The 17,265-nt window shown below is 32.0% G+C and carries 19 protein-coding genes; 11 read left to right on the top strand and 8 right to left on the bottom strand.

Going from position 1 to position 17,265, the window contains the following annotated elements; translation table 11 throughout:
* Positions 1-10: 10 nt before the first annotated feature.
* The 3 genes from Q0921_RS01420 to Q0921_RS01430 form a co-directional block, all read right to left on the bottom strand.
* Complete coding sequence (locus Q0921_RS01420; RefSeq protein ID WP_299252178.1) at positions 11-817, bottom strand: TerC family protein; 807 nt, start codon at positions 815-817, stop codon at positions 11-13.
* Positions 817-1,194 carry a DNA topoisomerase IV gene (locus Q0921_RS01425; RefSeq protein WP_299252180.1) on the bottom strand — a complete coding sequence of 126 codons (378 nt, stop codon included), beginning with the start codon at positions 1,192-1,194 and terminating at the stop codon, positions 817-819. The genes Q0921_RS01420 and Q0921_RS01425 overlap by 1 nt, the downstream gene beginning before the upstream one ends.
* Positions 1,195-1,272: 78 nt before the next feature.
* Complete coding sequence (locus Q0921_RS01430) at positions 1,273-1,755, bottom strand: helix-turn-helix transcriptional regulator (RefSeq protein WP_299252182.1); 483 nt, start codon at positions 1,753-1,755, stop codon at positions 1,273-1,275.
* Between the two features lie 375 nt (positions 1,756-2,130).
* Between Q0921_RS01430 and Q0921_RS01435 the strand changes: the two genes are divergently transcribed.
* From Q0921_RS01435 to Q0921_RS01460, 6 genes are all read left to right on the top strand, one after another.
* The gene (locus Q0921_RS01435; protein ID WP_299252184.1) at positions 2,131-3,288 is read left to right on the top strand and encodes a M14 family zinc carboxypeptidase; all 1,158 of its coding nucleotides are present in this window, start codon (positions 2,131-2,133) and stop codon (positions 3,286-3,288) included.
* Positions 3,289-3,363: 75 nt separating this feature from the next.
* Positions 3,364-3,843, top strand: a complete 480-nt coding sequence (locus Q0921_RS01440) for an Lrp/AsnC ligand binding domain-containing protein (protein WP_299252187.1) — start codon at positions 3,364-3,366, stop codon at positions 3,841-3,843.
* Positions 3,844-3,944: 101 nt separating this feature from the next.
* Complete coding sequence (locus Q0921_RS01445; RefSeq protein ID WP_299252189.1) at positions 3,945-6,527, top strand: phosphoenolpyruvate carboxylase; 2,583 nt, start codon at positions 3,945-3,947, stop codon at positions 6,525-6,527.
* Between the two features lie 929 nt (positions 6,528-7,456).
* Positions 7,457-7,789: a DUF2834 domain-containing protein gene (locus Q0921_RS01450; protein WP_299252191.1), complete on the top strand. Its 333-nt coding sequence runs from the start codon at positions 7,457-7,459 to the stop codon at positions 7,787-7,789.
* A 97-nt stretch (positions 7,790-7,886) separates the two neighbouring features.
* Positions 7,887-8,399, top strand: a complete 513-nt coding sequence (locus Q0921_RS01455) for a DinB family protein (protein ID WP_299252193.1) — start codon at positions 7,887-7,889, stop codon at positions 8,397-8,399.
* Between the two features lie 42 nt (positions 8,400-8,441).
* Entirely contained in the window at positions 8,442-8,810 is a 369-nt protein-coding gene (locus Q0921_RS01460; protein ID WP_299252195.1) for a nuclear transport factor 2 family protein, read from the top strand.
* A gap of 4 nt (positions 8,811-8,814) precedes the next feature.
* Here the strand turns inward: Q0921_RS01460 and Q0921_RS01465 are convergent, their stop codons facing one another.
* The 5 genes from Q0921_RS01465 to Q0921_RS01485 are packed head-to-tail and all read right to left on the bottom strand — an operon-like array spanning position 8,815 to position 12,513.
* Complete coding sequence (locus Q0921_RS01465; protein WP_299252197.1) at positions 8,815-9,591, bottom strand: hypothetical protein; 777 nt, start codon at positions 9,589-9,591, stop codon at positions 8,815-8,817.
* A 27-nt stretch (positions 9,592-9,618) separates the two neighbouring features.
* Positions 9,619-10,248: an esterase gene (locus Q0921_RS01470; RefSeq protein ID WP_299252199.1), complete on the bottom strand. Its 630-nt coding sequence runs from the start codon at positions 10,246-10,248 to the stop codon at positions 9,619-9,621.
* Positions 10,249-10,261: 13 nt separating this feature from the next.
* Positions 10,262-11,110 carry an alpha/beta fold hydrolase gene (locus Q0921_RS01475; RefSeq protein ID WP_299252202.1) on the bottom strand — a complete coding sequence of 283 codons (849 nt, stop codon included), beginning with the start codon at positions 11,108-11,110 and terminating at the stop codon, positions 10,262-10,264.
* Positions 11,111-11,113: 3 nt separating this feature from the next.
* Positions 11,114-11,953 carry an alpha/beta hydrolase gene (locus tag Q0921_RS01480; protein ID WP_299252205.1) on the bottom strand — a complete coding sequence of 280 codons (840 nt, stop codon included), beginning with the start codon at positions 11,951-11,953 and terminating at the stop codon, positions 11,114-11,116.
* Positions 11,950-12,513: a TetR/AcrR family transcriptional regulator gene (locus tag Q0921_RS01485; RefSeq protein WP_299252208.1), complete on the bottom strand. Its 564-nt coding sequence runs from the start codon at positions 12,511-12,513 to the stop codon at positions 11,950-11,952. Before Q0921_RS01485 ends, Q0921_RS01480 begins: the two co-directional genes overlap by 4 nt.
* Before the next feature lie 87 nt (positions 12,514-12,600).
* Here Q0921_RS01485 and Q0921_RS01490 point away from each other — a divergent pair, with 87 nt between their 5' ends.
* From Q0921_RS01490 to Q0921_RS01510, 5 genes are all read left to right on the top strand, one after another.
* Complete coding sequence (locus Q0921_RS01490) at positions 12,601-13,026, top strand: hotdog fold thioesterase (protein WP_299252211.1); 426 nt, start codon at positions 12,601-12,603, stop codon at positions 13,024-13,026.
* A gap of 1 nt (position 13,027) precedes the next feature.
* Entirely contained in the window at positions 13,028-14,104 is a 1,077-nt protein-coding gene (locus Q0921_RS01495) for a chorismate-binding protein (protein ID WP_299252214.1), read from the top strand.
* A 44-nt stretch (positions 14,105-14,148) separates the two neighbouring features.
* Complete coding sequence (menD, locus tag Q0921_RS01500; protein WP_299252218.1) at positions 14,149-15,876, top strand: 2-succinyl-5-enolpyruvyl-6-hydroxy-3-cyclohexene-1-carboxylic-acid synthase; 1,728 nt, start codon at positions 14,149-14,151, stop codon at positions 15,874-15,876.
* Between the two features lie 103 nt (positions 15,877-15,979).
* Positions 15,980-16,321: a DUF2853 family protein gene (locus Q0921_RS01505; protein WP_299252221.1), complete on the top strand. Its 342-nt coding sequence runs from the start codon at positions 15,980-15,982 to the stop codon at positions 16,319-16,321.
* A gap of 107 nt (positions 16,322-16,428) precedes the next feature.
* The gene (locus tag Q0921_RS01510; RefSeq protein WP_299252226.1) at positions 16,429-17,262 is read left to right on the top strand and encodes a S1-like domain-containing RNA-binding protein; all 834 of its coding nucleotides are present in this window, start codon (positions 16,429-16,431) and stop codon (positions 17,260-17,262) included.
* Positions 17,263-17,265 lie beyond the last annotated feature (3 nt).

Genomic DNA, 17,265 nt, shown 5'->3' on the forward strand with positions numbered 1-17,265 from the left:
TTTTAAAATCCTAATTATTTTGTCCGCTCAGTTTTCCTTTCTTCCGAAGTTTAAAATTGACAAACTCTACAAATAAAGAAAATGCAATTGTAAAATAAAGGTATCCTTTTGGTATCGTTCCAACTTCTGAATCAAATATCTGAAGATGTGCTAAATGAGCAGCTTCAGCAATTAACATAAATCCAATTAGAATCAAAAACGAAAGGCCAAGAATCTGAATAGAAGGGTGTTTATTTACAAAGCGACCTACTGGTGTAGCAAAGGCCATCATGATCAAAACAGAAATAACTACAGCAATGATCATTATAATCAAAGCATCAGTAGGGTTATCACTTAATCCATTAGTCATACCAACAGCTGTAAGTATAGAATCAAACGAGAATACTACATTAATCAACGTAATCTGTAAAATCGCTTTGGATAATGAACTAGAACTCTTCTCTTTTATTTCCTTCTCTTCTTCTCCTTTTTCGTCTACTTTTTCATGAATTTCATGAACACTTTTATAAAGTAAAAATATTCCACCTCCAAATAGTATTAGTGATTGTCCGCTAATTCCAGCTTCTACCCAAGGTAGATTAATATGCCAGAAAGGAGCTTCCATAGCCACAAGTAATGAAATACCAAAAAGTAATACAATACGCATAACCATGGCTAACAGCAAACCGATATTAGTTGCTTTCTTCTGTTCTTCATTAGGTAACTTACTTGAAGCGAGTGAGATGAATATGATGTTATCAATACCAAGAACAATTTCAAGAAATGTCAATGTTAACAAGGCAACCCAGGCATCGGCGGTTGTGAAAATTTCAAACATTATTTTATTTTTTTTGCAGTTCCTCTTTGTTTATTCTTTTTAGCACCTACTAATCCATATTCAAAAGTATAGGTGTTTTTATCAGTAGTCAATATTTTCATATGAATTGCTTTTTCCTCGGCCATGTTTTTTGGATGCAATTTTTTTACGACATACTCGCAGTCATTAATCCAACGAATACTAGCTGTATCAATTTTGCCTTGGAAATAATCTATTTCAATGGAGTCATTACGAACAAATGTTGTTTTAGCTAGTTCTCCATTAAGATAGGTTTCAAACTCAAAAGTTCCAGTTTGAAAATCAGTACAATTGCGATCTTGCTGATAACAACTCGCAAAGAATATAGAAACAAGTAATAAAAAAGCGAATCGCTTCATAGGATAATAATAAAGATAAACGAAAATAAATCTATTTCAACAGATTTAACAGCAATGGGAAGAAAATTATTGAGTTTTTTAGTTTTTATAGGTGTCAAAAGTACCATCCTTATAGAAAAATACAATTTGATTAATTTCTTTATTACTAGCAACATTATGAATGATCTGTTTTTCTTTATTGATATCAACGATGTCAGAGATATCATTTTGAACTTCAGGTTCGGGTAATGAGAATAAATCTTGTTCTGATTCAGTAACGTTTGAGGTTGAGATAGGAGAGGGAATAGCTGTTGGAATTGGAGTAGATAATTCTTTAGGGGATTCAATTTCTTCGGATTTAGGAAATGTACCTTGGCCGTAAAGTAACCAGTATAATTCAGCTTCAGGATATGCTTCTGTTATTTTCATAACAAAATCAAGACTAGGCTTGTTTCTACCTGAAAGAATGTGAGAAATCGAAGAACGTCCTACGCCCATAGCATCTGCAAATCCAGATGCCGAAACATGATAAAATTTCATGATTTCTTGTATTCTTTTTCCAAAAGCAGTAGTGTTTACCATTGTAAACGAGTTTAATGTTGTAAGTTGATTACAAAGGTAAACAATTCGTTTGTAACATTGGTTTACATTTGTAATCAATGGAGTATGAACACAATAGTAGTTTAAACTATTGCTCTAAATAAGTTAATTTTAATCATTGAAAATAAGATAGTTAAATACGTTACTTAATTAACTACTTATAGTTGTGAAATTTTTGACATTACTTGGTATAATACTGTTTACTATATTAAACAAATAAGAACCGGGGATTGTTTACATGTGTAAATTAGCAATGTTTACAGATGTAACACTTGTCTTGGTTTACATATGTAAAAACTAAAGTAATTGTTATGAATCTTCAGTAAACAGTAGTAATTTAGACGTTTTAATTAGCTTATGGATACTAAAAAATTGTTAGAATTGTTTTCTACATATAGAGAATCGTCCTTGTCTGGACGTTATATACATTTACAACATATTAGTCCGATACTAGACAATCTTTCAAGCAAGGTAGATATTGAACTTTTAGGTGCTTCAGAAAATAATGCTCCAATACATCTTATAAAACTTGGTAATGGAAAAAAGAAGCTATTGTTCTGGTCTCAGATGCATGGAAACGAAAGCACCACTACAAAAGCAGTTTTAGATTTTATAAATATGTTAACGGATGATTCTAATGAGTTTTCCAAGAATATTTTAGCATCTTGTACTTTATATATTATCCCTATATTAAGTCCTGATGGAGCTAAAGCGTATACCAGACTTAATTACAATCAAGTGGATCTTAATCGGGATGCTCAAGATAAGACCCAAAAAGAAAGTATTATATTAAACAATATAATTCATAAAATTCGTCCTGATGTTGCTTTTAATCTTCACGGACAGCGTACTATTTTTAGTGTAGGAGAAACTGATTTTTCAGCTACAGTCTCTTTTCTGTCTCCGGCGGGAGATAAAGAACGTACTGTTACTCCTTGTCGTAAAATGGCCATGGGAATTATAACAGAGATGAATTTGGTGTTGCAAAAGTTTATTCCTAATAGTATAGGAAGGTATGATGATGGCTTTAATATAAACTGTGTAGGAGATACTTTATCAGATATAGGGATACCTACTATATTATTCGAAGCTGGGCATTATGCTGGCGATTATGATAGAGAAGAGACTAGGGCTTACATATTTTATGCGTTGGTTACTGCAGTTCGATATATTTCGGACAAAAATTTAGCAGGAGATGGGTATGAGGGATATTTTGATATTCCAGAAAATGGAAAATGTTTTTATGATATCATCATTAGAGATGTTATTTTGGATAAAAACAATGTAGATATAGCAATTCAGTATACCGAAGAATTATGTGAAAATGATATTAAATTCATTCCAAAAATTGTTAAAATTGAGGATTTAAGAAAATTTTATGGTCATAGAGAGATTATTGGTAATAAAAGAACAATATATAACGAAAACGTTACAGTAGAGGTACTTCCAGAAAATGAGTTGTTAAAATTTCGACTAAATGATGAATTATTCTCAACAGAATTGAGAAAAAGTTGAAAAAAAATGTATGAAAACATTATTTTTCTGTTATTTTTGCAATGTAATTAATCGGGAAAATTTATTAGAATTACTATGGCAAAATTTAAATTAGATGAAGTAGATCACCAAATTTTAGACATGTTGATCGAAAATACACGTACTCCTTTTACAGATATTGCAAAGAAATTACTGATTTCTGCCGGTACCGTTCATGTGCGTGTAAAGAAAATGGAAGAAGCTGGAATTATTGAAGGATCTTCATTAACATTAGATTATAAAAAATTAGGATATTCCTTTATTGCGTATGTAGGTATATATCTTCAGAATACATCACAAACCAAATTTGTATTACAAAGGATTAAGGAAATACCATATGTAACTGTTGCACACATTACTACAGGTAAGTTTAATATCTTTTGTAAGGTAAGAGCAAAGGATACGAATCACGCTAAAGATATTATTTTTCAATTAGATGATATCGATGGGGTGTACCGTACAGAAACTATGATTTCGTTAGAAGAAAGTATAAATGATAAGAAACGTTTGATGCATTCTATCTTTCAAGAAATGTAAAGGGGCGTTCTATTCCAATATATTAACCCTTTAGGAATCAATCTTAGAGGGTTTTTTAATGTAAAATAATTTATTAATCAACCATATTCGTAACCACAACTATGGCAAGACAACCAAAAATAGAACGTTTTAACCATAACGTTCTTACTAAATATCAGATATACAACAGTATATTTATTACACTACCTTTTGATGAAATCACCAATACTGGTGTTTTATTACCGCTTTTTAAAGAAGTTTGCGAAAAAGGGTATGACAAAAAGAAAAATCCTTCAGAAATTGTAGAAAGCTTTTTCGAGCTATATCAGGATAACCCTTCTGATAAAGACAAACATGATCTTTTATTTAGATTTATCCAGTATATAGAACGCCAGGTCGTATTGTTTGACGCGATTGAAGATGCAGCGTTTCCTATTGTTAATAATATGGATGGTCGCGGTACGCTAAGAAGTATTAAAGAAGAAGCACAAGCAAAGGGACAATTAGAAGAATTGAAAGATTATCTAAGAAGGTTTAAAATTAGACCAACTTTAACTGCGCATCCTACACAGTTTTATCCAGGAACCGTATTGGGAATTATTCATGATCTTGATACTGCTATTAGAGACAATGATTCACAAAGAATCAAAAAGTTGTTAGCGCAGTTAGGTAAAACTGCTTTCTTTAAAAAAGAAAAGCCTACACCATATGACGAAGCGGTAAGTTTAATCTGGTATCTCGAGAATGTATTTTATCATTCTGTAGGGACTATCTATAACTATATTCAGCAGGATATCTTTAAGGGAGAAGATCTGGAAAACGATCTTATTAATCTTGGGTTTTGGCCGGGTGGTGATAGAGATGGCAATCCTTTTGTAACAACAGAAACAACGCTGAAAGTTGCAAAAAGATTGAGAAAAACCATTCTTATCAATTATTACAGAGATATGCGTAAACTAAAGCGTAGAATCACTTTTGGGAATCTGCAGGATAAGCTTGGAGTTTTGGAAGAAGCATTGTATGATAATTTTTATTACGCAAAAACTGCAGAACCTTTATCTATTGAAACATTGATGAATGGTTTACTGGAAGTAAGAGAAGAATTGATTAGTAAACATCAATCTCTTTTTTTAGAAGAATTACAAGATCTAATTAATAAAGTTAAGATTTTTGGATTCCATTTTGGAACCCTTGATATTCGTCAGGATTCTAGAGTGCATCATAGTGTGCTTACGGAGATAGTTAAGAAGACTACCAACTTAGGTTTAGGTTTCTTTCCGGACGACTATGATTCGTTGTCGGAAGAAGAACAGATACAAGTATTATCTAATGTTACCGGAAAGTTAGATCCATCTGTACTAGATGATGATATGGCAAGAGCTACAATGGAATCTATTTATGCAATACAGACCATACAGCAAAATAATGGAGAACGTGGAGCTAATCGTTATATTATTAGTAATAATGGAAGCGTTCTTAATGTGATGGAAACCTTTGCTATGATTAGGTTAAGTGATTGGGAGCAGCCATCAGTCGATGTGATACCATTATTTGAAACAGTGCCAGATCTTAAGGTTTCTCATGAGGTAATGGAAGCATTATATAGTAATCCTGTATATATGGAACATCTAAAACGTCGTGGAATGAAGCAAACGATTATGCTTGGTTTTTCTGATGGAACGAAAGATGGAGGATACTTAATGGCAAATTGGGGTATTTTTAAAGCTAAAGAAGCGCTAACTGAAATGTCAAGAAAGTATGGTGTAAAAGTAATATTTTTTGATGGTCGTGGTGGACCGCCAGCTAGAGGTGGAGGTAACACTAATCAGTTTTATGCCTCGTTGGGACCAACTGTGGAGCATGAGCAAATTCAGATAACTGTTCAAGGACAAACGATTAGTTCTAATTTTGGGACATTGGATTCATGTCAGTATAACTTAGAACAATTGTTAGGTGCTGGTGTGGAAAATCAATTGACTGATAATGAAGCTAATTTATTTTCTAAAGAAAATAAGGAAACCATGCAGGAGTTGGCAGACGTTAGTTATAAAACCTATGTAGATTTTAAGAATCATCCTAAGTTTTTACCATATTTAGAAAATATGAGTACGCTTAAGTACTATGGAAAAGCTAATATTGGTAGTCGTCCTTCTAAACGAAGTAAAAGTAGTAGTTTAGATTTTGGAGATTTACGAGCAATACCATTTGTAGGAAGTTGGAGTCAGTTAAAACAAAATGTTCCTGGATTCTATGGAGTAGGGACTGCTTTGAAAACGTATGAAGACCGAGGTGAGTTTGATAAAATCATTGCTTTATACAAAGGGTCTGCTTTCTTTAGAGCTTTGGTAGGGAATAGTATGATGAGTTTAACCAAGTCGTTTTTCCAATTGACTGCATATATGAAAGATGATGAGGAATATGGAGCTTTTTGGAATATTATTCATAAAGAGTATGAATTAACCAAACGTCTTTTGTTGAAATTAACAGGCTATACTGAGCTAATGGAAAACGAATCAGCGGGTAAGGCATCTATTGATATTAGAGAAAATATTGTATTGCCATTACTTACGATACAGCAATACGCACTGAAGAAAATTCAGGATATTACCCGATCAGGTAATGATACAGAAGATCTAGAAATCTATGAAAAAATGGTGACCCGTTCGTTGTTTGGTAATATTAATGCCAGCCGTAATTCAGCATAGGAAATTATAATTTTTAAGCAAAACCACAACAAAACTATTGTTGTGGTTTTTTTGTTTTCCTTAAAAAGGAAATCTTTATAATCTGTTATAGTTCAATATTTTATGCCGAAGATTGTTGGTGAGCTAAAAAATAGTTGTACTGAATTAATCACTTGTGCATATATTAAAGACAATATATGAGAGGTTTCTATTCGATTTGTATTTACTAAATTAGTAGCTTAAACAACATAATTAATCTTATACTAAATAATAGGTCTTAGGTATAATTAAAAATAAACAGATTTAAAACAACAACATACTTATCTAGCTTACTTTTTGTTGTATGTCTAGGTTGTTTCTCTGATGACGTATCTCCTAGAGATAGATTAAGATCAGATGTAATAGGAAAATGTATTAGTTCTACTTTAACAATTAATGGTGTGGAATCAGAAAGAGATTGTCCGTATTCTCAAATTACCTTTAGAGAAGATGGTTCTTTCCAAGAAGACTATTTTGATTTTTCAGATTATTATCGGTAATGTAGGGTATAGGCAGGTGGTTTTGGGGCTTGGGGTATAACAGATGATCAACAAACAATTTTCTTAACAAACTCCCTTGATACAAGTACTGCAATGCTTATTGAAACTAAATTAATAAGAACACAAACGAGGTTCAATCCTGTAACATCAAGCACAGATGAATTGGTTATTACGTTTATATACGATGAACGTTAAATAACTGCATATTCCTTGCGGAAGTTAAGTTTGTTTATTACATATATAAGATCGTTGGTGAACTAAATAATCAATTGTTTAAAATAGCAAAATTTAAAGGATGATTTGTGATACATAAACATATAGAAAGATGAGAATTTGCTTACTTGATATATTGGATTAGTTTTACAAAATCGAATTTATTATTTGAAATTTTTTATATCAAAAATCATACTTATGAAAATCAAATACGTGTTCCTGTTTTTAGCTATTTTAGGGCTTTGCTACACTTGGTATTTTAATATTCTGTTTTATATAAGCGCTGAAGATATTTCCCTTTTAAACTATATAGCGCAAACGAAAACTACATTTCCGGCCAAATCATTTAGTGCAGATTTGTTAGTGGTGGTATTTACTTTTTTTGTTTGGTATATTCCAGAAGCTATTAAATTAAAAATGAAACATTGGTGGGTATTTATTCCATTAACTTTTATGGTTGCTATAGCATTTGCATTTCCGTTATTTTTATATTTTAGAGCACGTAGGATAGAAAAGCAAAAAAGTGATTGAATAGTATTTGTAAACATAGATAATAAAGAACTGTTAATGACTTTATATATTGAAATAAGAATTAGTACATTTCTACTTTATTTATAAATGATAATTTATGCAATCTTTACTAACTTCAGGAGAGTATGATCCTTATTATGGTGTTTATATTGATAAAGCTGCAAATGCTAACGTTGTAAAAGGCTTACAGCAAAGTAAGCAGAAATTCATTGATTTTGTAAATGCTATTTCTGAAGAAAAATTCACATATGCCTATGCCGAGGGAAAATGGACGATCGCAGAAGTGTTTCAACACATAATTGATACAGAACGCATTTTTTCATATAGGGCACTTCGTTTTGCTAGGAATGACAAAAGTCCATTGATGGGGTTTGATCAAGATGAATATGTTCCTTATTCTAATGCTAATAACTATAGTAAGCAAGAGTTTATTGAAGATTTTGAAGCAGTTAGAAATAACTCAATAGCATTATTCAAAAGTTTCACAGAGGATATGTTAAGCCAAATAGGTGAGGCTAGTGGTAGTCCAATGAGCACAAGAGCAGCGGGTTATATACTTTCTGGTCATCAGAAACATCATTTGGATGTAATTAAAGAACGATATTTATAATCCGTAAAATCTGATAGATCTGTTATTTTACAAGCAAATCAAATGACTAAAGAAGAAGTAGTAAAAAAATATCTTTTCTTTTTGGAAAAAGGAGAGATGAATAGTGTAGTAGATTTATTTACATATGATGGCCTGGTAGAGTCTCCGTTATATGGAGTTCTTTCTGCTAAGGAGTTCTATGAAGCTTTAGCAGAAGACACTAATTCTTCTCGGCTTCGCTTTGATGGATTGTTTTTTGAGAAAAACACAAATAGAGCTTCCTTACTTTTTGATTATATGTGGACGTTAAAAAACAACAAAATTGTCGAATTTAAAGTAGTCGATATTTTGGAGTTTACTTCTGAAAATAAAATCAAAAAATTGACTATTATTTATGATACGGTGAATGCCAGAAGTTTGATAGGTAAATAATATATTACAAAACCTCTGAACCTTTAGTAGTTCTTAAGATTGAACTGAAATAGCTAGAAAAATCGAAAGTATTCAGTCCGTTTTTTCCGAAAGTCTGGCCAATAAAATTTCGAGTTACACCATTCTTTTCTACACGATGAATATGAAGAGCTCTGGAATGTTTAATTGATTTGCCAGAAACGAATATTCCAAAAGAACTGAACGCATCAACTGCAAAAATTGTGACGCCTAATTCTTTAGCTACCTCAATATCAAATTCAGAAACAGATCTAATATTTTTTAGATGATCTTTCATTTCTTTTGGATGTCCGTGTAGTTGACCTAAAAGCATTAATCCTTCACCAACTCTTGGAGCACTATTCGAACCAATACCATATGTATTGATAATAATTTCTTTATTGGTCTTAAGTTCTGGTATCCAGTCTCTAATCGCAAAAACTTTTCCATCATTAACATTTAGAACTATAAACACTTGATTTTCTAATCCCTCTTTCATTGTGTCATCTGCAATTCTCTGAACCTCATTTTGTATTTGATTTTCATCAAAAGTAATTACGTAACTATTTCTGTGTAATTCTTGGGTTCCTAGCTTAGATTTAGTCCCCTCTTTTTCTTCAATTACATAATTCCATTCTCTTATGTCAATAACTCTTAAGTTATTTGTTTCTGATCCATCGGATCCAAGTTCTCGCCCAGTTACTCGATCAATATAATAATCGGCAAAACAAAAAGATTGGAAACAAAATAAGGAGATAAGAAGAGGTAGTATTTTTTTAAGCATCGATGAAGGTTTAAATTTAATTTAAATTTAAACAATATTTTTTAAAGTTTCAATATTTAGTTCATGTCCTCCCGAATGTGATTTGAATTCTATTAGCGGTAGTATATCTTTTACACGTATTTTTTCGGCTTCTACTTTTGCGATTTCAAAATAAGGATCCTTTTCTCCCAAAATGTGAGTTACTTTAGTTTTTTTGGTTAAAAATATAAAATCTTCTTTTTCTAATTCCTTCGGAAATCCTCCGGAAACCATCACAAAGCCATCTGGCCGTATTTGTCTACTGGCAATCCATCTACTGGCAATACTTACCCCTTGTGAATACCCAAGGATAATAAATTTGGTTGTGGAAGGAAGTTTTTCTGCTTCAATAACTGAATCAATATAATTGAGTACATTTTTCGTTTCCGTTTGTGTATTTTCTTTGGTGAGCCAGCTAGATCCCACCTTTTTGTAATCATTGTTTTTGTAGTATTTGGATGGAGCTTGTGGAGCAATGATATAGTTTTCTTTAGGATCTAAATTCTGGAATAACCGAATAAAATATCTACTTAAATAGCCAATTCCGTGAAAGACCAACCAAACAGTTTTTGTTTCAGAAGTGAACTCATTTAAAGTATCGTACGTATTGGTGGATTGATAAACAACCTCTTTTTGCATAATTAGTAACTTTTTATAGTTGGAACCATTCATCAATTATAGGCCACAAGATATTCTGATTTTTCTTTCTAAAAAAATCAAAATGACCAATTGTTTTTAGATTATAATCTGATGGTTTTAAGTGTTTTCTGATTGTTTTGGCATTATTATATACCCGATCACTTAATATATCAACTGATTTTTTGGGTGCAAAAAGGTCATCATCAATGCTAATTAGTAGCATAGACTCTTTAATATCCTGATAATAAGTTTCAGAATTTCCTTTGGCAAAATGTAACATAGAATCAGGATGTAACAAGAAAGTAGCCCAATCCTTTGCTGCTTTTGTGGTCAATGGTCTTCCTAACCCAAACCAACTTGATGGATAATATCCCAAGATCGATGTAGTTGTAGGTACAAAGAACTTAAAGTTAAGGTATATCAAAGCGCGTATTCTTGGAGTAAAATGTTTGTAAAACCCAAACTGAGAACCTATAGTAAGATACTTGTCATAATATTGAAACGCATCACTAAAACCTACACTGTTTCCTCCATAACTATGACCTATCATATATTGTTTGTTATCAGGAAATTTCTCTTTTACATATTTGGATATAGCTTTAAAATCCATTGCCCAGGAAAAGAATCCATATTCTTTTAGGGACTGAATACTTTGAGATGTTGAAGATCCAATACCTCTGTAATCAAAAGTGAAGACATTACAACCTTTTTCTGCCAGGTATGTAGCCATATTAAAGTAAAATTTTTGCGGAACTGCAACAGCAGGAGCGAATACAATAGTTTTGTAATTAAATATTTTTGGAACAAATTCGTGTACCGAAATTGGGTAGTTATCGGAAGATTTAACAATATAAGATTCCATATATTAAGGTTTTAAAATTGAGTTTTGTTGTAAATATAGCTCCGTTTGTGAGTCGAAAAAAGCAACAATTTTATTGAAGTAATCATGTCGGGACTTTGATTTTGGAATCTGAGCATGTTTTGCATTAGAAATAACATGTAATTCGGATTGAATAGGTATAGCTTGGTTAAAACAATATCCTGCATCATCTTTAATGAGTTCATCTTTATCTAGATATATAAAAAGAACCTTTTGTAAACTATGAGCATTTTTGATTCTGTCAATCATACGTATTTTCTTTTTTAACTTAGGATTAAAAGTATTTAGTGTTTTTAAAGCAAAATTTGCAAAAGGATATTGAACCCAGAAATCATCAAGCGTATTAGCGGCACTTTCTATAATGGCAAAGTCATAATTATGTTTTTCTGCGAAAGCAATGGTAGCCCACTGTCCGCCTAAAGAGATCCCTAAATATCCTAGAGGAGTATTCGGGAATAGGTTTCTGGCAGTATCTCCAGCAGAAATTATATCTTCATGATAATAGAAATTCCCAATTTCACTTTCTCCAAATCCGTTGATATCAAAAATGAATACATTATAGCCTTGATTCCTTAATATATCGGTGTATCCATTTTTAAGAAAATATCCTTTGGCTTCTTTTCCCATGGGATGTCCTAATACAATAGTAGCTTTGGGTAAATCAGTAGCGGATGATGAATACATTCCTTTTAGTAAAGCACCTGATTTGCTTTTAAAGGAAATAAAGTTCCATTCTTTGTTCTGTTCTTCAGATAATGGGTTTTTCCATGGAATCATAAAACGTCCGAAAAATGGTTTTTTTGCAATTCTGTAGTATGTTTTCATAGTTTCATGATTATTTTTTCCATTCTGGAAACTGCATTGTTAATGTATTTGTGATCATTGTAGATACGCATCAGTAAAATTCCACCTTCGAGATCCTGGACCATTTGTTCTGCTAGAGCTAGTGATTCCTGTTTAGAATAGTTAGGTTCTAATAAAACTTGTAACCCAGAAATAAAATCTTCAAAAAAATATTTTATCTCATCCTTATAAATAGGATCTAAGTGAGCAGTTTCTAATGCGGTGTTCGCCATAATACAGCCACTATGAGCGTTTTTAAACATTTTATCGATGAGTTCGTGTATTTTTTTAAGTTTTTGTTCAATAGTTAGATTACCGTTTTCAATTACTTTGAATAAATTATGCCTAAAATAGCTATTAACAGTAGCTAGTACCTCTTTAATAAGCTGTTCTTTGTTATTAAAATAATAGTAGAAGTGTGATTTTTGTATTTCACAAGCTTTAGCTAACTCGCTCATGCTACTTTTTGATATACCGCGCTCTCTTAGTATAGGAATCACTTTTTTAAGTACTTCTTCTTTTGATGTTTTTACTTTAGGCATTTTATTGAACGTTCGTTAAAATAATACATAAATATAGTTAGAATTATTTAATGCCATTGCTTATTTTTACTTAAAATTTAGAAAAGTATGCAGTTAACTGAAGATGAAATACTGAAGCGATGTGCTATAATGTGTGAGAATACGCTGATGGAAACATTGGATATTTCTTTTTGTGAAGTAGGAGCTGATTATTTAGTAGCGAAGATGCCAGTTACCCCAAAGGTTCATCAACCCGACGGTGTGCTTCATGGTGGCGCTATGGTGGCGCTTGCAGAGAGTGTTGGTAGCGCAGCCTCACATATATTCTTAGATACTAAAGAGTTTTATATAAGAGGCTTGGAGATTTCAGCAAATCATGTAAAAAGTGTTCGAGAGGGATTTGTGTATGCCAGAGCAGAGATTGTTCATAAAGGAAGAACGACTCAACTTTGGGATATTAAAATACGTGATGAAGAAGGTAACTTGATTTCCATTGTGAAATTAACAACTATAGCATTATCTAAATCCAGATAATATGGATATTTCAGCATTATACCTGAAAATCCAATCTCAATTGGATCATCAATTACCTTTTGTTGTGTATAGAAAACCTGGGGGGAACAAAATAAATAGTTTTCTTCAAAATGATAATCACTTATATGGTGCAAATGCATATGATACATCAGGTTTTGTTTTCGCACCATTTGATAATAAAGACATACCGATATTAATACCAACGGATAAAAGTAGTTGCTATACTACAGTTAGCCCGTCGGAACGGAAAGTTCAAAATCAAAATGAATCTTCTTTTATTCATAACAACCTTACAGCAAAAAAAAATCATATAAAGCTAGTAAAAGATGGTATAGATGCCATTGCTAATGATTCATTTAAAAAGGTGGTCTTGTCTAGAAAAGAAGAAATGATTTTTTCTGATAAGGATTATTTAAAGGTTTTTCGACAGTTAATAGATAATTACCCAAATGCTTTTGTCTATTTCTGGTATCATCCAGCTGTAGGAACATGGCTTGGTGCAACTCCAGAGACTTTGGTTACTATAAAAGAAGATCAATTTTTTACGATGGCATTAGCAGGAACTCAACCTTATGTTGATTCATTAGAAGTGCATTGGGGAGCAAAGGAAATAGAAGAGCAAGCTATGGTTACGGATTTTGTTATAAATGAACTCTCGTCTAAAGTAAAGAGTATTGAAAAATCTAATACGTATACATATCAGGCAGGTACATTATTACACCTGAGAACAGATATTAAAGGCTTTTTGAAAAATAGAAATTCTAGTGTAGAAGATATTATCAATGTGTTACATCCTACGCCTGCTGTGTGCGGTTTACCTAAAAAATTAGCAAAATCTTTTATTTTAGAGAATGAGTTGTATGATCGGAAATATTATACAGGTTTTCTTGGAGAATTATATATTAATCATAAAGGAAAAACTGAATCTAATCTGTATGTAAATCTAAGATGCATGGAGATGTCTTCTGGCAAAGCAATAATTTATGTGGGAGGAGGAATCACTAAAGATTCTATTTCTGAAAAAGAATGGGAAGAAACTGTAAGAAAGACTGAAACTATGAAAAAAGTTTTGCATTAAAAGACTGGCTTTAATTACGGCTATATTGTAATTTAGCAACTCGAATGAAGAAACGATTATATTCCAAAATTCCTTTGTCTCAAACGATTGTAGCTTTGTGTGAAGCAAAAGGAATTCATCATATTGTGATATCTCCGGGGTCCAGAAATGCACCTTTGACTATTGGTTTCACTGAAAATCCTGATATGCATTGCTATAGTATTGTTGATGAACGATGTGCGGCTTTTTTTGCATTAGGAATAGCACAACAGATTAAGAAACCCGTAGCACTGGTTTGTACATCAGGCAGCGCATTGTTAAACTATTATCCAGCAATTTCTGAGGCTTTTTATAGTGATATTCCTTTAGTGGTATTAAGCGCCGATAGGCCTATTGAACGTATTGATATAGGTGACGGACAAACGATACGTCAAAAAAACGTATTCGAAAATCATATTTTGTACTCTGCGAATTTATATTCTGAAATTGTACCAGAAACAGAAATAGATGATCTTAAAATAAAGCAGAAACAGCACGAGGCACAAAAACATAATGAAAGAGAAATCAACTTGGCTCTTAATGTTTCGATAGAAAAAAGTGGGCCGGTTCATGTTAATGTTCCTTTCTATGAGCCGCTATATGATACCATTGAGCGACCAACAATTTCTCCAAAGAATATTCCTGTTGAGTATATAAAACAACGCCGTATATCAGATACTTTACGATCCAGTATGCTTGTCGAATGGAATAAAGCAAAACGAAAAATAATATTGATAGGTGTTAATACACCAAATAGTATTGAGCAGAGATGGATAGATCATTTTGCTAAAGATTCTTCTGTGTTGGTTTTGACCGAAACGACATCTAATATTCATCACGCTAGCCATGTTAATTGTATTGATCAATTAATTACAGCGTTAAATGAAGAAGAATTTAGAGCATTGCAACCTGAAATTCTACTTACTTTCGGTGGAATGGTGGTTTCTAAACGAGTCAAAGCCTTTTTTAGAAACTATCAGCCTAAAGTACATTGGCATATCGACGAGAAGAAGGCTTATGATACATATTTTTGTTTAACGGAACATATAAAAATGAACCCTAATTTCTTTTTCTCTGATTTCCTTCCAGATACTGTAGCTGTAGAGAATGATTATAAATCATTTTGGATATCTAGAAGAAATCAAAGAAGAGAGCGGCACGCTGAATATTTAGAACGTATAGATTTTACAGATATGAAAGTGTTTGAAACACTTTTTAATCATATTCCGAATGACCAGATGATTCAGTTAAGTAATAGTTCTACAGTACGATATGCACAGTTGTTTTCATTGAATCCTTCGTATAAAGTTTATTGTAATAGAGGAACAAGCGGTATTGATGGAAGTACATCTACTGCTATCGGCGCAGCAGTAGCTTCTGGAGTTCCTACAACATTGATAACAGGAGATCTTAGTTTCTTTTATGATAGTAATGGATTATGGAATGATAATATACCAGCTAATTTTAAAATCATTCTAATTAATAATAGTGGAGGAGGAATTTTTAGAATTTTACCAGGAAAATCAGAGACTTATAATTTTAGCACTTATTTTGAGACGAAACATAATCTTACTGCGGAGCAGCTTTGTAGTATGTTTAATATTAGATATACGCAGGCAAATGAAATAAAAGGATTGGTGAAAGACATTAAAAATCTATATATGAACAATGACTTACCACAGTTATTGGAAGTTTTTACACCAAGAAAAATGAATGATAGTGTTTTAATCGATTATTTTAAGCATTTTATCTAAAAATGCCCAGAGAATATAATTTATAAATGAATTATTCATTTATAAATAAGTTATATTTGAGATAACATAATAAATTAACTAAAACCTAAAACATTATCACCTTATGAGTAAAAGAGACGAATTAATAACTAAGTATGCAGCTGATATTAAAGATAAAATTGGTCAGACAGCAGATATGGATTTTTTAACCAAAGTAACTATTGGTTGTGGACCATCTATTTATAACAAGGATGCTGCTACTGTATCCGGAAGTGATCCTGCAGAATTAGAAACGGTAAAGAAAAATTTCTTAATTAAAAAATTGGGACTTTCTGATGGACCAAAATTAGACGAAGCAATTGCTTCTGTGATGGATGCATATGGTAAATCTAACCGAAATAAGTACAGAGCAGTGGTATATTACCTTCTGGCTAAACACTTCAAAAAAGAATCTGTTTACAAATAAAATAACAGCTCATAAAATAATGAAAGGTGCTCTCTAATGAGCACCTTTTTTGTTTTAATATGGTACATAGGAAGATTAAACAATTATCTTTGCGCAAAAAATAGAACATGCTTAAGCTTGGTACATATAATACGCTAGAAATTGTAAGAGAAAGAGATCAAGGGGTTTACCTAAGTGACGATGATGGGAATGAAGTGTTGTTGCCTAATAAATACGTTCCGGATGAATTTATGATTAGGGACGAAATTAAAGTGTTTTTATATTTAGATCATGAAGAGCGGATTGTAGCAACTACTTTAGAGCCTTATGCCACAGTTAATTCATTTGCTTACCTGAAATGTACAACTGTATCTGATGTTGGAGCATTTATCGATTGGGGATTAGAAAAGGAATTATTTGTTCCTTTTAAGGAGCAGGCGTCTAAGATGCGAGTAGGTAGTTGGTATTTGATTTACATTTACCTTGATGAAAAAACAAACAGATTAGTTGCATCTAGCAAGACGAATGCTTTTTTAGATAATTCATTGGTCTTGTTATCATCTTATGATGAAGTTGATTTGATGGCTTCACATCCTTCTCCCTATGGTTGGAATATGATTGTGAATCAAAAACATCTAGGGTTGGTATATGAAGATGAAATTTTTCAAAAAGTTACTCCAGGAGATCAACTAAAAGGTTTTGTGAAAAAAGTACGGCCTGATGGTAAAATCGATCTTACTTTACAAAGACATGGGTATAGAGCTATTGAGCCAAATGCGCAACAAATACTTGATGAGTTAAAGTCTAGCGGAGGTTTTATTGATCTTAATGATAAATCGAATCCTGATGATATTAAAGATGTTTTTCAACTGAGTAAAAAAAGTTTTAAGAAAGCAATTGGTTCTTTATATAAAGCAAAGCAAATTATTATAGAAAAAGATGGTATTCGATTAGTAGAATAGGTT

The organism is uncultured Aquimarina sp., from assembly GCF_947496855.1.
In the GTDB taxonomy this organism is placed as follows: domain Bacteria; phylum Bacteroidota; class Bacteroidia; order Flavobacteriales; family Flavobacteriaceae; genus Aquimarina.

What these genes read in the sequence shown, in the direction of transcription:
- Q0921_RS01445 (WP_299252189.1), top strand. Translation starts at nt 3,945, where the DNA reads ATGGCAAGACAACCAAAAATAGAACGTTTTAACCATAACGTTCTTACT.
- Q0921_RS01485 (WP_299252208.1), bottom strand. Translation starts at nt 12,513, where the DNA reads ATGCCTAAAGTAAAAACATCAAAAGAAGAAGTACTTAAAAAAGTGATT.
- Q0921_RS01495 (WP_299252214.1), top strand. Translation starts at nt 13,028, where the DNA reads ATGGATATTTCAGCATTATACCTGAAAATCCAATCTCAATTGGATCAT.
- Q0921_RS01425 (WP_299252180.1), bottom strand. Translation starts at nt 1,194, where the DNA reads ATGAAGCGATTCGCTTTTTTATTACTTGTTTCTATATTCTTTGCGAGT.
- Q0921_RS01465 (WP_299252197.1), bottom strand. Translation starts at nt 9,591, where the DNA reads ATGCTTAAAAAAATACTACCTCTTCTTATCTCCTTATTTTGTTTCCAA.
- Q0921_RS01475 (WP_299252202.1), bottom strand. Translation starts at nt 11,110, where the DNA reads ATGGAATCTTATATTGTTAAATCTTCCGATAACTACCCAATTTCGGTA.
- Q0921_RS01420 (WP_299252178.1), bottom strand. Translation starts at nt 817, where the DNA reads ATGTTTGAAATTTTCACAACCGCCGATGCCTGGGTTGCCTTGTTAACA.
- Q0921_RS01505 (WP_299252221.1), top strand. Translation starts at nt 15,980, where the DNA reads ATGAGTAAAAGAGACGAATTAATAACTAAGTATGCAGCTGATATTAAA.
- Q0921_RS01435 (WP_299252184.1), top strand. Translation starts at nt 2,131, where the DNA reads ATGGATACTAAAAAATTGTTAGAATTGTTTTCTACATATAGAGAATCG.
- Q0921_RS01510 (WP_299252226.1), top strand. Translation starts at nt 16,429, where the DNA reads ATGCTTAAGCTTGGTACATATAATACGCTAGAAATTGTAAGAGAAAGA.
- Q0921_RS01460 (WP_299252195.1), top strand. Translation starts at nt 8,442, where the DNA reads ATGACTAAAGAAGAAGTAGTAAAAAAATATCTTTTCTTTTTGGAAAAA.
- Q0921_RS01450 (WP_299252191.1), top strand. Translation starts at nt 7,457, where the DNA reads ATGAAAATCAAATACGTGTTCCTGTTTTTAGCTATTTTAGGGCTTTGC.
- Q0921_RS01480 (WP_299252205.1), bottom strand. Translation starts at nt 11,953, where the DNA reads ATGAAAACATACTACAGAATTGCAAAAAAACCATTTTTCGGACGTTTT.
- Q0921_RS01455 (WP_299252193.1), top strand. Translation starts at nt 7,887, where the DNA reads ATGCAATCTTTACTAACTTCAGGAGAGTATGATCCTTATTATGGTGTT.
- menD (WP_299252218.1), top strand. Translation starts at nt 14,149, where the DNA reads ATGAAGAAACGATTATATTCCAAAATTCCTTTGTCTCAAACGATTGTA.
- Q0921_RS01430 (WP_299252182.1), bottom strand. Translation starts at nt 1,755, where the DNA reads ATGGTAAACACTACTGCTTTTGGAAAAAGAATACAAGAAATCATGAAA.
- Q0921_RS01470 (WP_299252199.1), bottom strand. Translation starts at nt 10,248, where the DNA reads ATGCAAAAAGAGGTTGTTTATCAATCCACCAATACGTACGATACTTTA.
- Q0921_RS01440 (WP_299252187.1), top strand. Translation starts at nt 3,364, where the DNA reads ATGGCAAAATTTAAATTAGATGAAGTAGATCACCAAATTTTAGACATG.
- Q0921_RS01490 (WP_299252211.1), top strand. Translation starts at nt 12,601, where the DNA reads ATGCAGTTAACTGAAGATGAAATACTGAAGCGATGTGCTATAATGTGT.